The sequence below is a fragment of the Bradyrhizobium sp. CB1717 genome (assembly GCF_029714325.1).
GTDB lineage: Bacteria > Pseudomonadota > Alphaproteobacteria > Rhizobiales > Xanthobacteraceae > Bradyrhizobium.
Genome location: NZ_CP121666.1, coordinates 7,019,415 through 7,033,017, shown reverse-complemented (window position 1 = coordinate 7,033,017; position 13,603 = coordinate 7,019,415). Strand labels below are relative to the sequence as shown.

11 protein-coding genes are annotated in these 13,603 nt (G+C 63.3%); 8 read left to right on the top strand and 3 right to left on the bottom strand.

Features of this window, described 5'->3' with window-relative positions:
• Positions 1-101: 101 nt before the first annotated feature.
• The 3 genes from QA649_RS32840 to QA649_RS32830 all read left to right on the top strand — a co-directional run bounded on the left by QA649_RS32840 (position 102) and on the right by QA649_RS32830 (position 3,016).
• Positions 102-1,100: a TRAP transporter substrate-binding protein gene (locus QA649_RS32840; protein ID WP_283020847.1), complete on the top strand. Its 999-nt coding sequence runs from the start codon at positions 102-104 to the stop codon at positions 1,098-1,100.
• A gap of 84 nt (positions 1,101-1,184) precedes the next feature.
• Positions 1,185-1,700 carry a TRAP transporter small permease gene (locus QA649_RS32835; RefSeq protein ID WP_018648216.1) on the top strand — a complete coding sequence of 172 codons (516 nt, stop codon included), beginning with the start codon at positions 1,185-1,187 and terminating at the stop codon, positions 1,698-1,700.
• Complete coding sequence (locus QA649_RS32830) at positions 1,697-3,016, top strand: TRAP transporter large permease (RefSeq protein WP_283020846.1); 1,320 nt, start codon at positions 1,697-1,699, stop codon at positions 3,014-3,016. The genes QA649_RS32835 and QA649_RS32830 overlap by 4 nt, the downstream gene beginning before the upstream one ends.
• A 52-nt stretch (positions 3,017-3,068) precedes the next feature.
• Here QA649_RS32830 and QA649_RS32825 read toward each other — a convergent pair whose 3' ends face one another.
• A complete protein-coding gene (locus tag QA649_RS32825; RefSeq protein ID WP_283020845.1) occupies positions 3,069-4,343 on the bottom strand; it encodes a serine hydrolase domain-containing protein in 1,275 nt (424 codons plus the stop codon).
• Positions 4,344-4,505: 162 nt separating this feature from the next.
• Here QA649_RS32825 and QA649_RS32820 point away from each other — a divergent pair, with 162 nt between their 5' ends.
• A complete protein-coding gene (locus tag QA649_RS32820; protein ID WP_283020844.1) occupies positions 4,506-5,423 on the top strand; it encodes a dioxygenase in 918 nt (305 codons plus the stop codon).
• A gap of 15 nt (positions 5,424-5,438) precedes the next feature.
• Here the strand turns inward: QA649_RS32820 and QA649_RS32815 are convergent, their stop codons facing one another.
• Positions 5,439-7,175 (bottom strand): bifunctional protein-serine/threonine kinase/phosphatase, encoded by a 1,737-nt coding sequence (locus QA649_RS32815; RefSeq protein ID WP_283026154.1) that lies wholly within the window; start codon positions 7,173-7,175, stop codon positions 5,439-5,441.
• Positions 7,176-7,235: 60 nt separating this feature from the next.
• Positions 7,236-8,075 (bottom strand): formate/nitrite transporter family protein, encoded by an 840-nt coding sequence (locus tag QA649_RS32810; RefSeq protein WP_283020843.1) that lies wholly within the window; start codon positions 8,073-8,075, stop codon positions 7,236-7,238.
• A 678-nt stretch (positions 8,076-8,753) separates the two neighbouring features.
• On the opposite strand from QA649_RS32810, the gene QA649_RS32805 reads away from it, so the two are divergent.
• From QA649_RS32805 to QA649_RS32790, 4 genes are all read left to right on the top strand, one after another.
• Positions 8,754-10,073 carry a CmpA/NrtA family ABC transporter substrate-binding protein gene (locus QA649_RS32805; protein ID WP_283020842.1) on the top strand — a complete coding sequence of 440 codons (1,320 nt, stop codon included), beginning with the start codon at positions 8,754-8,756 and terminating at the stop codon, positions 10,071-10,073.
• Positions 10,074-10,134: 61 nt separating this feature from the next.
• Positions 10,135-11,031, top strand: a complete 897-nt coding sequence (gene ntrB, locus QA649_RS32800) for a nitrate ABC transporter permease (protein ID WP_283020841.1) — start codon at positions 10,135-10,137, stop codon at positions 11,029-11,031.
• A gap of 13 nt (positions 11,032-11,044) precedes the next feature.
• Positions 11,045-11,839: an ABC transporter ATP-binding protein gene (locus QA649_RS32795; RefSeq protein ID WP_283020840.1), complete on the top strand. Its 795-nt coding sequence runs from the start codon at positions 11,045-11,047 to the stop codon at positions 11,837-11,839.
• A 339-nt stretch (positions 11,840-12,178) separates the two neighbouring features.
• Complete coding sequence (locus QA649_RS32790; protein ID WP_283020839.1) at positions 12,179-13,558, top strand: MFS transporter; 1,380 nt, start codon at positions 12,179-12,181, stop codon at positions 13,556-13,558.
• Positions 13,559-13,603 lie beyond the last annotated feature (45 nt).

Sequence of the window (13,603 nt, the reverse complement as noted above, 5' to 3'; positions counted from 1 at the left end):
CCGTCCCGCCGGGGTTTTTCATACGCTTCCCCTCGCAAGCCGCATACCGGCTGCACGCACGGCCCGGCGACAGGGCCGGAGCATCAAAGGGAGGGGAGACGATGAAGCGACGATCATTTCTCGGTGGTATCGGTGCAACCACTGCGGCAGCCGCGATCGGCATGCCGTCGATCCTCAGGGCGCAGGCGCCGATCGCGCTGAACGGTGCGGTGCAGTTCAACGACGACCATGCCTTCAACCGGGCATTGATCCGGTTCGAGGAGCTGGTGAAGAAATACTACGGCAAGCCCGTCAATTTCACCTTGCACAAGAACTCCTCGCTCGGCCTCGAGAAGCAGTATTTCGAGTACATGTCGCAGGGCAAGGCGGTCGATTACGGCATCGTCTCGCCGGCTCACATGTCGACCTTCGCCAAGGCGGCTCCGTTCATCGATGCGCCCTTCGTGTTCAAGGGCATCGAGCACATGAACAAGGTCGTCGAAGCCAATATCCTGGCACCGATCGCCGACGAGGTCGCGGCGAAAGCCGAGGTCGTTCTGATCGGTTATTCAGGCGGCGGCATCCGCAACATCTTCGCCAACAAGCCGCTCAAGAATCTCGCCGATCTCAAGGGTCTCAAGGTTCGCGTGCAGGGCGCACCGATCTGGTCGAAGACCTTTGCGGCTGTCGGCATGAGCCCGACCGTGATCGCCTATAACGAAATCTACAATGCGATCCAGAACGGCGTGATATCGGCCGGCGAGAACGAGGCGGCGGGCGTCGAGGCGATGAAGTTCTACGAGGTGGCCCCGCATCTCAGCCTCACCCAGCATGCCGTCTCGATCCGGCCGATCTGCTTCTCGGTGAAGACGCTGAAGACGTTGCCGAAGGATTTGCAGGACGCGATCATGAAGGCCGGCAAGGAGGCCGGCGACTACGGCCGTCAGCTCGAGTCGAGCGAGGAGGTCGTCAAGCTCGACACGCTCGAGAAGGCCGGCAAGCTCAAGCGCGTTCCCTTCGAGGAGCGGGAGGCCATGAAGAAGCTCGCCGATCCCGTGATGGCCACCTACGCCAAGGAGATTGGCGCGGAGGGCATTTTCGAGAAGATCAACGTCGCCTGAGCTCGTTGCATCCGCCGACGGCACCTCCGGGCAAGCCCCGCTTCTTGCCCGGCCGTGGCGGATGCGCTGCCGCTGGGAGTCCCAATGTCTGACATGCCCGTCCCGTCCACACCGTCGCTGTGGCGCCGCGTCACGGCGGCCTATGCGAAACTATTGGAAATCCTGCTCGCGGCCTGCGTCGGCATTCTCGTCGTCCCCGTGACGCTGCAGATCATCTCGCGCTACACGCCCTTCATTCCGTCCTACATCTGGACGGAGGAAATGGCGCGCTTCCTGTTCGTCTGGACGATCATGATCGGCGCCATGGTCGGTGTGCGGGAAGCGCAGCATTTCGAGGTCGACGTGTGGCCGGACCTGTCGCGCCGGTCGGAGGCTGCGGTGCGGATCCTCGCGCGGCTCGGGGTGCTGGCGCTGGCGCTGGTGTTCGTGTTCGCCGGCCTGGAGTTCACCCGCTTTGCCTGGAACAGAACGTCCGAGCTGGCCGATCTGCCGCTCTGGCTGATTCACGTCGCCTGGCCGGTGACCGGCGCGACGTGGATCGTCTTTGCCGGCGAACAGATCGTCGATGAAATGCGCATTCTGGTCGGGGCACGGCGATGAGCGGCAATGTACTCTCTGCCGGACAGGCTGCGATGGTGCTGTTCGGGGTTTTCATTGGCCTGCTCATCGTGCGCGTGCCGGTCGCCTTCGCACTCGGTCTTGCCTGCGTGCCGATCCTGCTGATCGAGCCGCGTCTGTCGCTGATGACGCTCGCGCAGGAAACCTTCAATGCGTACAATTCATTCATCCTGCTGGCGGTACCGTTCTTCCTGCTGACGGCGAACCTGATGAGCATCGGCGGCATCACCGATCGCCTGGTGGCGCTGTCGCGCTCAATGGTCGGGCACTGGCCGGGATCGCTGGCGCAGATCAATGTCGTGCTGTCGGTGTTCTTTGCCGGCATCTCGGGCTCGTCGACCGCCGACGCGGCGAGCCAGTCAAAGATCTTCATCGATGCGCAGACCAAGGAGGGCTACGACCTCTCGTTTTCCATCGCCATCACGGCGGTGTCGGCGGTTCTGGCGGTGATCATCCCGCCGTCGATCCTCATGATCGTGTGGGGCGGGCTGATCTCGACCTCGATTGCGGCGATGTATCTGGCCGGCATCGTGCCGGGTCTGCTGATCGCGGGCGCGCAGATGGCGACGGTGCACATCTATGCGGTGCGCCGCGGCTACCCGACCTATCCGAAGGCGACCTGGGTCGAGATGCGATGCGCCATCTGGCGGTCGATACCGGCCATGATGACGCCGTTCATCATCGTCGGCGGCATTCTGCTCGGCTGGTTCACCGCAACCGAGTCCGCCTGCGTCGCGGTGCTCTATTCCGTGGCGCTCTCGGCGTTCTTCTACCGCGAGACGGGTCCGCGCGAATTGTACAAGGCCTTTCTCGACACCGGGCGTCTTGCCGGCGTCGCGCTGTTCTGTGTCGGCACCGCAAGCGCGTTCGGCTGGCTGCTCGCCTATTACAGGATCCCGCAGGAGCTGCTGGCCAACGTCTCGGCATGGGGCATGGGCCCCGTCGCGGCCGGCTTCTTCATCTGCTTCTGCTTTCTGGTGGTGGGCTGCTTCCTCGACGCCATCCCGGCCATCATCATCGTCGGCACCGTGCTGGAGCCGCTGGCGAAGTCGGTCGACCTGCATCCGGTCCAGTTCGCGATCATATCGATCGTCTCGCTGGCCTTCGGACTGGTGACGCCCCCTTACGGTCTATGCCTGATGATCGCCTGCTCGGTCGCCGGCGTGCGGCTGCGCTATGCGCTGAAGGACACCGCGATCATGCTGGTTCCGATGCTGCTCGTGCTGGCGGCACTTATCGTCTGGCCGAGCGTGTCGCTGTTCCTGCCGCGCCTGATCGTGCCGGAGATGCTGAAATGAGCGTCCGATCGTGCGATCCCGCGGCTGCCGGCCGCGGGATCAGTTCAATGGGTTACAGATTGCTCTCGGTGATCGCGGCGTAGACCATGCTGCGCAGCTCGCGGCGGAGCGGATAGGCGCTCGACGGCAGAACCTGCGTCATGAAGATCGTGATCAGCTCCTCGGCCGGATCGATCCAGAACGAGGTCGTGGCCGCGCCGCCCCAATTGTATTCGCCGGGGCTGCCGGCGATCAGCGTCTCGGCCGGGCGCATGGTCACGGCGAAGCCGAGGCCGAAGCCGATGCCGTTATAGGTGGCTTCCGAGAACAGCGAACGCGACACTTCCGGTAGCGCGCGGCCGCCCGGAATGTGGTTGGTCGTCATCAGCGCCAGCGTCTTCGGCCCGATCAGCCTGACGCCGCCGAGCTCGCCGCCGTTGAGCAGCGCGCGGCAGAAGGTGAGATAGTCGGCGGCCGTCGAGCACAATCCGCCGCCGCCGGAGATGAAGGAGGGCGGTGACAGAAACGAGCTCGTCGTCGGATCGTCCTGAAGCGTCAACCCCTCGCGGCGCTGGCCGGCATGGAAGGTCATGCCGCCGCCCGGGTCCGCCGAATAGCAGGCCGCGAAGCGGTGCGCCTTGGAGGCCGGCACGTGGAAATCGGTGTCGGTCATGCCGAGCGGATCGAGAATGCGTGTCTTGAGGAACTGCTCGAACGGCACGCCTGAGATCTTGCCGATGAGGTAGCCGATCACGTCGGTCGCGACCGAATAGTTCCAGGATTCGCCCGGCGAGAACTCCAGCGGGATCTTTGCGAGGCTATCGATCATGGTCTGCAGCGTGCCTGACTTCTCGACCTCGCCGAGTTTCTCGGCGCGATAGGCGGCATCGACATTGGAACGCTGCTGGAAGCCGTAGGTGAGGCCGGAGGTGTGGCGCAAGAGGTCGACGATCAGCATCGGCCGGGACGGCGGCCGGGTCAGGAAGGAAGGCGCGGTGCCGGCGACGAACACGCCGAGATCCTTCCACTCCGGAATGTACTTGGCGACGGGCTCGTCGATCGCGACGAGGCCTTCCTCGACCAGCATCATGAAGGCGACGCTGGTGAGGGGCTTGGTCATGGAATAGATGCGGTAGATGGTGTCGTCTTTCACCGGCACCTTGCGCTCGACATCGGCAAGGCCCTGCACCGAGCTGTGGGCGATCTTGCCGCGGCGATAGACCAGGAGCTGCGTGCCCGGGAAACGGCCGGCATCGATGTACCGCTTCTTCAGATGCGCATCGACGCGGTCGAGCGCGGCCTTGGACATGCCGACGGATTCGGGCGAGGCGGGGGTGGGGGCGAGCATCAGTTCCTCCGGGCAGTTTCTCAAGAAGGTGATAGCCAAATGGCGGCCCCATTCCAAGCCAGTCGCGCTTAACGCGGGGCCGCCGACTGGTGTAGAGTCCAGCCTGGAACACCTCCAGGGAGCCCGCCCGGGCCAACGAAAAAACGCGAGGGCAAACGCACCATGACCCAGTTCAACGAGACCGAACTCACCGAAGCCGTCGTCAGAAGCTTCGACCAGACGCCTGATACGCGGGCAAAATTCCTGCTCCAGGAATTGGTGAAGTCGCTGCACGATTACGTGAGCAAGACCGGTCTCACCTTCGAGGAATGGGAATACGCCATCGGTTTCCTGACCCGAACCGGGCAGAAATGCACCGACACCCGCCAGGAATTCATCCTGCTGTCCGACGTGCTCGGCGTCTCCATGCTGGTCGACGCCGTCAACCACAGGGACCGCGAGGGCGCCACCCAAACGACGGTGCTCGGGCCGTTCTATGTCGGCGAGCACAAGGTGACCGCGCATGGCACCGACATCTCGCCGAACAATCTCACGGGCGAGCGGATGTTCGTGCAGAGCCGCGTCACCGATCTCAAGGGCAAGCCGCTCGCAGGCGTTCCCGTCGATGTCTGGCATGCCGACGACGACGGCTTCTACGATTCACAGAAGGCGAACTATGACGAGGTCGGCGCCTCCGCGCGGGCGCGCTTCATCACCGATCATGACGGCCGCTTCTTCTTCCGCACCATTTTGCCGTGCAGCTATCCGATCCCGACCGATGGCCCTGTCGGCGAGATGATCGTGCAGACCAAGCGCCATCCGATGCGGCCGGCGCATGTGCACTTCCTGGTCAACGCCAAGGGCCACGAGCCGCTGATCACCCACGTCTTCATGGATGGCGACAAATATCTGGATTCCGACGTGGTGTTCGGTGTCAAGGACGACCTCGTCGCCAAGGTCGAGCCGCGCAACGATCCCACGATGCCCGACGGCACCAGGGCGAACGGGAAGTGGCATCTGATGAGCTACGAATTCCACCTCAAGCCCGGCGGCGGCATGGCGCCGAAGCCGCTGGGGACGAAGGCGGCGGAGCCGGCGTGATCCGACCTTGTCCCGCTATCGCAGCCGGAGCACTGCGAGCAACGCGATGACGGCGCAGGCCAGGATCGCCGTGGTCAGCTTCCAGAACAGCAGCGGATTGCGCTCCAGAAGTGGCGTGGTCCGCGTCGCGAGATAGGCCGGATTGGGATTTCTAAGCTCGAAGACGAACTCGGAGAGGTCTTCGTGGCGCTTGTAGGGATCGGGATGCAGCGCCTTCCTGAGCGCGCCGTCGATCCAGCCGGGGATGCCGCGCTCGGCATCGACCGCAGGGCGGTATCGCAGTTTCCATGCGTCCGATCGTCCGCGGATCTTGGCAAGCTGAGCACCATAGGGCAGATGTCCGGTGAGCATCTGGTAGCAGATGGCGGCCAGCGAGAACATGTCGGACCGGGGCGAGCCGCCCTCGCCGAGGAAATATTCCGGCGCCGTGTATTGGACCGTGCCGAGAATTTCCGCGTCGGCCGATCTCGGCGCAGCTTCAGCGACGCCCGCGACCCTGACCGATCCGAAGTCGATGATCTTTGCGGTGCCGGTCTTGTCGATCAGGACATTATCGGGCCTGAGATCCTGGTGCAGCATCTCCATGCGATGGAAGGCGCGAAGCCCGGTGGCGATCTGCTCGATGATCCTGCGCACGGTCTCCAGATCGGGACGGGGGTTGTCGAGCATCCACTGCCGCAGCGTCTGGCCCTCGACGAACTCGGTCGCGACGTAAAGATAGTTGCGCCGCGTCGATCTCGATCGCGGCTTGAGCACGTACGGACTGTCGATCCGCCGCGCGATCCATTCCTCCATCAGGAAACGTTTCAGATAGGCCTGGTTGTCGCGCAGGTCGATCGACGGAATCTTGAGCGCGACCGTTTCCTCGGTCTCCGCATCGACGGCGAGATAGATGTGGCTGCGGCTGCTGCCGTGGATCTCCCGGATGATCCGGTAGCCATCGAACATCGCCCGCGGCTCCAGCAGAGGCGGCAGCGGTAGCGCCGTGGTCTGGTCGAAGACGCCGGATTCCTCCTCCGGCACCGCATCGATGCGCAGGATCTGGACGGTGATGTTGTCGTCGCTGCCGCGGCGATAGGCCTCCTCGACGATCGCTTTTGCAGCGCCGTCGAGCTCGGCCGCATGCTCGTTGATCGCGCTCGTGACGAAACGCGGCTCGACGAATTCGTACGCACCGTCCGTTGCCAGCAGGAAGGTGTCGCCCGCCTGGACCTCGACCGTCTGGTAGTCGATCTCGAGCTGCGGATTGATGCCGAGCGCGCGGCCGAGATAGGTCTGCTCCGACGACACGATGATGCGATGATCGTCGGTCAGCTGCTCCAGCGCCTTGCCGGCGACGCGGTAGATACGGCAGTCGCCGACATGGAAGATGTGCGCGGTGGCCGCCTTGATGACCATGGCGCTGAGGGTGCAGACATAGCCCTTGTCGCGGTCATAGGCATATTGGCTCTTGCGCGTCTGCGCATGCAGCCAGGAATTGGTCGCTTCCAGCATGCGGCGGGCGGAGGTCTTCACCGTCCAGGATTCCGACGTGCAGTAGTAATCCATCAGGAAGCTCTTGACCGCCGACTCGCTGGCGATCTGGCTCACGCTGCTGCTGGAGATGCCGTCGGCGAGAACCGCCGCGATGCCCTTCAGGCTGAGCAGCGGCTCTTCCGGAATCAGGACGCCGTGGAAATCCTGGTTGACGGGCTTGCGACCCCTGTCGGAGTGCTGGCCGATCGAAATCAGGAGTCCGCGGGTCATCGTCATCACCGGCAAGGGGGAGCCTCACCCTGATCGGGCGAGGCTCCCCTGTCGAGACGTATTCGATCAGGCCGCGACGCGGGGCTTCGCAGTCTTGTCGGCCTGGCGCTTCGGCAGGGTCATGACGTGCGTGGCGTAGAGGGTCATGCCGGTGAAGGCGAGGCCGCCGACGAGGTTGCCGAGCACGGTCGGGATCTCGTTCCAGATCAGATAGTCCATGATCGAGAACTTCGCGTGCAGCATCAGGCCCGACGGGAACAGGAACATGTTCACGACGGAATGCTCGAACACCATGTAGAAGAAGACCAGGATCGGCATCCACATCGCGATGACCTTGCCGGGGACCGAGGTCGAGATCATGGCGCCGACGACGCCGGTCGAGACCATCCAGTTGCAGAGCATGCCGCGCATGAACAGCGTCGCCATGCCGGCCGCGCCGTGCGCGGCGTAGCCCAGCGTTCGGCCCTCGCCGATGTTGCCGATCGCCGCCCCGACCTTGTCAGGGGCCTGGGTGAAGCCGAAGGTCGTGACGAAGGCCATCATGAAGGCCACGGTGAACGCGCCGGCGAAGTTGCCGACGAAGACGAGGCCCCAGTTGCGCAGCACGCCCCCAAGGGTGACGCCCGGGCGCTTGTCGATCAAGGCGAGCGGCGAGAGCACGAACACGCCGGTGAGCAGGTCGAAGCCCAGCAGATAGAGCATGACGAAGCCGACCGGAAACAGCAGCGCGCCAACCAGGGGCTGGCCCGTGTTCACGTTGATGGTGACGGCGAACCAGGCGGCGAGGGCAAGGATGGCGCCGGCCATATAGGCCCGGATGATGGTATCCCGGGTGGACATGAAGATCTTGGACTCGCCTGCATCCACCATCTTGGTGACGAATTCCGAAGGCGCGAGATACGACATCAATGGTTCCTTTTGCTTCGTAAGTGAGATCGACACGCCCCACTCAGAGGACGCGGCTGAACGTCTTGGCCGTGCGGACGGTTCTGCCGCGCACGAGGGCTGTGGAATGTCTGGAAGCTTTGGGAATCGCGTCACGAGGACTGAGCCGGAAGGGCCGCGAAGCAGACGAGCTTCCAAATGCAGCCGCCAGAGGCTGCAACAATGCGGCAAGCCGCAGTCTTCGTTGACGTCCATAAAGAAGCAAGTTGCGTGCCGCCGAGAGGCGCAAGAAAAGTAGCGTTATATCAAGCTGATACGTCACTCGCCGAATTTGGCCCGAGGTGCTTGGCAGCCTCCCGCTTAAGCGACTGCACAAGCTTTGTGCGCCGCACAAGAATTGAGCAGTGCGCAAATTTCGCAAGCGGGGTCAGCCTGCGACAGTCTGGCGCGGACCATATAACTTACTAAAACTATTGGTGTTTTGGCGGTGCCGAGCTTGGCATGAAGCTTGAATAGTTCCATGCCGACGCCATTGAAGCCGTCCCGCGAGACTTCTCATCCGATTTGCTGACGCCACCAGACGGGGGTCTCCCCCGTCGTGCGTTCGCATGCGCCAAAGACGGCGCCGCCGGACGGACGGGCTGCTCGTGTGCACTGACGCCATCAAATTCTGCAACGATGCAAAGGACGACACTACACATGACCAAGCGCATTCGCCGGCCCTTCGAGACTGGCCTCAGCCGCCGTCAATTGTTGAAAGCCGCCGGCTCCACTGCTGCCCTTCTCGCCGCCGCCAAACTCAATTTCCCCGCCGGCGCCTTCGCGCAGGATTCAGGCCCCGAGGTCAAGGGTGCCAAGCTCGGCTTCATCGCACTGAGCGACGCCGGCCCGCTCTTTGTCGCCAAGGACAAGGGCCTGTTCGCCAAATACGGCATGCCCGACACCGACGTGCAGAAGCAGGCGTCCTGGGGCACCACGCGCGACAATCTCGTGCTCGGCTCCGAAGGCAACGGCATCGACGGCGCGCACATCCTCACCCCGATGCCGTACCTGATCTCGGCGGGCAAGGTAACGCAGAACAACCAGCCGACGCCGATGTACATCCTGGCGCGGCTCAATCTCGACAGCCAGTGCATCTCGGTCGCCAACGAATATGCCGACCTCAAGCTCGGCGTCGACGCTGCGCCATTCAAGGCGGCGCTGGAGAAGAAGAAGGCCTCCGGCAAGGCGGTGAAAGCCGCGATGACCTTCCCCGGCGGCACGCACGATCTCTGGATCCGCTACTGGCTCGCGGCCGGCGGCATCGACCCCGACAAGGACATCGAGACCATCGTTGTGCCGCCGCCGCAGATGGTGGCGAACATGAAGGTCGGCACCATGGACTGCTTCTGCGTCGGCGAGCCCTGGAACCTGCAACTGATCCATCAGAAGATCGGCTACACCGCGGTCAACACCGGCGAGCTCTGGAACAAGCATCCCGAAAAATCCTTCGGCATGCGCGCGGCCTTCGTCGACAAATATCCGAAGGCTGCCAAGGCACTGCTGATGGCCGTGATGGAAGCCCAGCAGTGGTCGGACAAGGCCGAGAACAAGGCCGAGCTTGCCGCCATCATGGGCAAGCGGCAGTGGATGAACTGCCCGGTCGAGGACGTGCTCGACCGGACCGCGGGCAAGTTCGACTACGGCATCCCCGACAAGGTTGTCGAGAATTCGCCGCACATCATGAAGTACTGGCGTGATCACGCCTCCTATCCGTTCCAGAGCCACGATCTGTGGTTCCTCACCGAGGACATCCGCTGGGGCAAGTATGAGGCGAATTTCGACACCAAGGCGCTGATCGCCAAGGTCAACCGCGAGGACATGTGGCGCGATGCGGCCAAGACGCTCGGCGTCGCGGCCGCGGACATTCCCACCTCCACTTCGCGCGGCAAGGAGACCTTCTTCGACGGCAAGGTGTTCGATCCCGAAAATCCGGCTGCGTATCTGAAGTCGCTCGCGATCAAGCGGGTCGAAGTCTGATGGAGCCTCGCGGCCGCCCTTGGGCGGCCGCATCCTCTTTTGCAGCCGGAGAGATATTGCGATGAATATGCCTGCCACGAAGATTGAGGTTGAGACCGCGACGCCCGCGGCTGTTGCCGCACCCGTCGTCGCGATGACGCCGAAGCGCCCGCCGCGCAGTGAGGCCTACGCACGGATGGCAAGGGAAACCGCGGTGCGCGTCATCCCGCCGCTGGTCGTGCTCGCGCTGCTGACGCTGGTGTGGGAGCTGGTTTGCCGGAGAGCCGGCTCGGCGCTGCCGCCGCCGTCAAAGGTCTTCAAGGACACCAAGGAGCTGATCGTCGATCCGTTCTTCGACCATGGCGGCATCGACAAGGGTCTGTTCTGGCATCTTTCCGCCAGTCTCCAGCGCGTCGCTCTCGGCTATTCGCTCTCGGCGATCGCCGGCATCGCGCTCGGCGTGCTGGTCGGGCAGTCGGTCTGGGCGATGCGCGGGCTCGATCCGCTGTTCCAGGTGCTGCGCACCATTCCGCCGCTCGCCTGGCTGCCGCTCTCGCTCGCGGCGTTCCGCGACGGCCAGCCCTCGGCCATCTTCGTCATCTTCATCACCTCGATCTGGCCGATCATCATCAACACCGCGGTCGGCATCCGCAACATCCCGCAGGACTATCGCAACGTCGCCGCGGTGGTGCAGCTCAACCCGCTCGAATTCTTCTCCAAGATCATGATCCCGGCGGCCGCACCCTACATCTTCACGGGCCTGCGCATCGGCATCGGCCTGTCCTGGCTCGCGATCGTCGCGGCGGAAATGCTGATCGGCGGCGTCGGCATCGGCTTCTTCATCTGGGACGCCTGGAACTCCTCGCATATCAGCGAGATCATCCTGGCGCTGTTCTATGTCGGCATCGTCGGCTTCGTGCTGGACCGCCTGATCGCGGGCCTCGGCAAGATCGTCACCCGCGGCACCGCGACAAGCTAAGGGGAAGGGACACATGACCGCCTATCTGAAGCTCGACCACATCGACAAGATTTTCACCCGCGGCGCTGCAAAGACCGAGGTGCTGAAGGACATCAACCTGACCATCGAGAAAGGCCAGTACGTCTCGATCATCGGTCATTCCGGCTGCGGTAAGTCGACCCTGCTCAACATCATCGCCGGGCTCACGACCGCCACCACCGGCGGCGTGCTGCTGGAGAACCGCGAGGTCAACTCGCCGGGGCCCGATCGTGCGGTGGTGTTCCAGAACCACAGCCTGCTGCCGTGGCTCACGGTCTACGAGAACGTCAGGCTCGGCGTCGACAAGGTGTTCGCCAGGACCAAGACGAGGGCCGAGCGCGACGCCTGGGTGATGCACAATCTCAACCTGGTGCAGATGGCCCATGCCAGGGACAAGCGTCCTAGCGAAATCTCCGGCGGCATGAAGCAGCGCGTGGGCATCGCGCGGGCGCTGGCGATGGAGCCGAAGGTGCTGCTGCTGGATGAGCCGTTCGGCGCGCTCGATGCGCTGACCCGCGCGCATCTGCAGGACTCGGTGATGGCGCTGCATCAGAAGCTCGGCAACACGATCCTGATGATCACTCACGACGTCGACGAGGCCGTGCTGTTGTCCGACCGCATCGTGATGATGACGAACGGGCCGAGCGCGCGCATCGGCGAGGTGCTGGAGGTGCCGCTGGCACGGCCGCGCAAGCGGCTCGAGCTCGCGACCAACACCACGTATCTGAAGTGCCGGCAGCGCGTGCTCGAATTCCTCTACGAGCGTCATCGCTTCGTTGAGGCCGCGTAGACCAAAGTTTAGCGCGCGAAGCGTCCGCGCCTAAATAATCGACATCAAGCTCAATCCTTGTGCGCCGCACAAGGATTGAGCGAATCGCAAATTTAGCGAGCGAAAAAGCCCTGCAAAAATTTCGGGCAATACGAATAACGTGCTGAAATCCCTGTATTTCCAGCATGCGCGCAACTGGCACGGAAATTGAAGTGTACTTGCGTGACGCCAACGACGACGTCCCTCAACATCATCAATCAGCATCGTGAACTCGCCACCGGGGTGAAGCCTCGGCGCGCGCCTCCGTGGCCGGAGGCTGAGCCTGCAACGACGCAGCGGTGAGCCTGGAAGGGATAATGTATGACCAAGAATTCGACGTGGATTTCTGACTGGCGCCCCGAAGATGAGGCGTTCTGGAATGCGGGCGGCAAGACCATCGCCCGGCGTAACCTGATCTGGTCGATCGTCGCCGAGCATATCGGCTTCTCGGTGTGGCTGATCTGGAGCATCGTCACCACCAAGCTGCCGCAGGCAGGCTTCCACTACACCACCGACCAGCTGTTTCAGCTCGTCGCGGTGCCGGGCCTGATCGGCGCCTTCATGCGCTTTCCTTATACATTCGCGGTCACGACCTTCGGCGGCCGCAACTGGACCATCTTCAGCGCGGCGATCCTGTTCATCCCGACGCTGTCACTTGCTTATTTCGTCAGCCAGCCCGACACGCCGTTCTGGCTGATGCTGCTGGTTGCCTCGACCGCGGGTCTCGGTGGCGGCAACTTCGCCTCCAGCATGACCAACATCTCCTTCTTCTTCCCCGACCGGATGAAGGGATGGGCGCTCGGTCTGAATGCGGCCGGCGGCAATATCGGCGTCTCCAGCGTGCAGCTCCTGACCCCGATCCTGATGACGCTCGCAGTCATCAACCTGTTCCAGGCAAGCCCGGTCGACGGCATCTTCCTGCAGAATGCCGGCCTGATGTGGGTGCTGCCGATCGCTATCGCGGTGTTCGGCGCAGTGTTCTTCATGAACAACCTGACCTCGGCCAAGTCGTCGGTGAAGAACCAGCTCGCGATCGTCAAGCGCAAGCACACCTGGATCATGGCGTACCTCTATATCGGCACGTTCGGATCCTTCATCGGTTATTCGGCTGCGTTTCCGCTGCTGATCAAGACCCAGTTCCCGCAAGTCACGATTGCGATCGCGTTCCTCGGGCCGCTGGTCGGTTCGCTGTCGCGTCCGCTTGGCGGCTTGCTTGCCGACAAGATCGGCGGCTCGATCATCACGTTCTGGAATTTCATCGTGATGGCAGGCGCCACGGTCGGCGTGCTCTACTTCGTCGGGCAGAAGGATTTCATCGGCTTCCTATCGATGTTCCTGATCCTGTTCGTGACGACGGGCATCGGCAACGGCTCGACCTACCGCATGATCCCCTCGATCTTCCGCGAGCAGAACCTGTTCAGGGTGCGCGGCAAGGGCGATGCGGCGCGCGCAGCCGCGCTGAAGACGGCGAGCATCGAGAGCGGCGCGGCGGTCGGCTTCATCGGCGCGATCGGTGCCGTCGGCGGCTATCTGATCCCGACCGGTTTCGGCAAGTCGATCGCCATGACCGGTGGTCCGCAGCTCGCGCTCGCGATCTATCTCGCCTTCTATGCCTCCTGCCTCGCTCTGACCTGGTGGTTCTATCTGCGTCGCAGCCCGCAGGGCGAAGGCGCAGGAAGCCTTGCCGAAGCACGGGTCTGAACTTGGTACGAATCTCGCTTCTCCCCGTACGCGGGGAGAAGACTC

Excerpts from the sequence above, each read along its gene's own strand:
- QA649_RS32840 (WP_283020847.1), top strand. The coding sequence starts at position 102 with ATGAAGCGACGATCATTTCTCGGTGGTATCGGTGCAACCACTGCGGCA.
- QA649_RS32825 (WP_283020845.1), bottom strand. The coding sequence starts at position 4,343 with ATGCTCGCCCCCACCCCCGCCTCGCCCGAATCCGTCGGCATGTCCAAG.
- QA649_RS32830 (WP_283020846.1), top strand. The coding sequence starts at position 1,697 with ATGAGCGGCAATGTACTCTCTGCCGGACAGGCTGCGATGGTGCTGTTC.
- QA649_RS32790 (WP_283020839.1), top strand. The coding sequence starts at position 12,179 with ATGACCAAGAATTCGACGTGGATTTCTGACTGGCGCCCCGAAGATGAG.
- ntrB (WP_283020841.1), top strand. The coding sequence starts at position 10,135 with ATGAATATGCCTGCCACGAAGATTGAGGTTGAGACCGCGACGCCCGCG.
- QA649_RS32835 (WP_018648216.1), top strand. The coding sequence starts at position 1,185 with ATGTCTGACATGCCCGTCCCGTCCACACCGTCGCTGTGGCGCCGCGTC.
- QA649_RS32795 (WP_283020840.1), top strand. The coding sequence starts at position 11,045 with ATGACCGCCTATCTGAAGCTCGACCACATCGACAAGATTTTCACCCGC.
- QA649_RS32815 (WP_283026154.1), bottom strand. The coding sequence starts at position 7,175 with ATGACGATGACCCGCGGACTCCTGATTTCGATCGGCCAGCACTCCGAC.
- QA649_RS32820 (WP_283020844.1), top strand. The coding sequence starts at position 4,506 with ATGACCCAGTTCAACGAGACCGAACTCACCGAAGCCGTCGTCAGAAGC.
- QA649_RS32810 (WP_283020843.1), bottom strand. The coding sequence starts at position 8,075 with ATGTCGTATCTCGCGCCTTCGGAATTCGTCACCAAGATGGTGGATGCA.
- QA649_RS32805 (WP_283020842.1), top strand. The coding sequence starts at position 8,754 with ATGACCAAGCGCATTCGCCGGCCCTTCGAGACTGGCCTCAGCCGCCGT.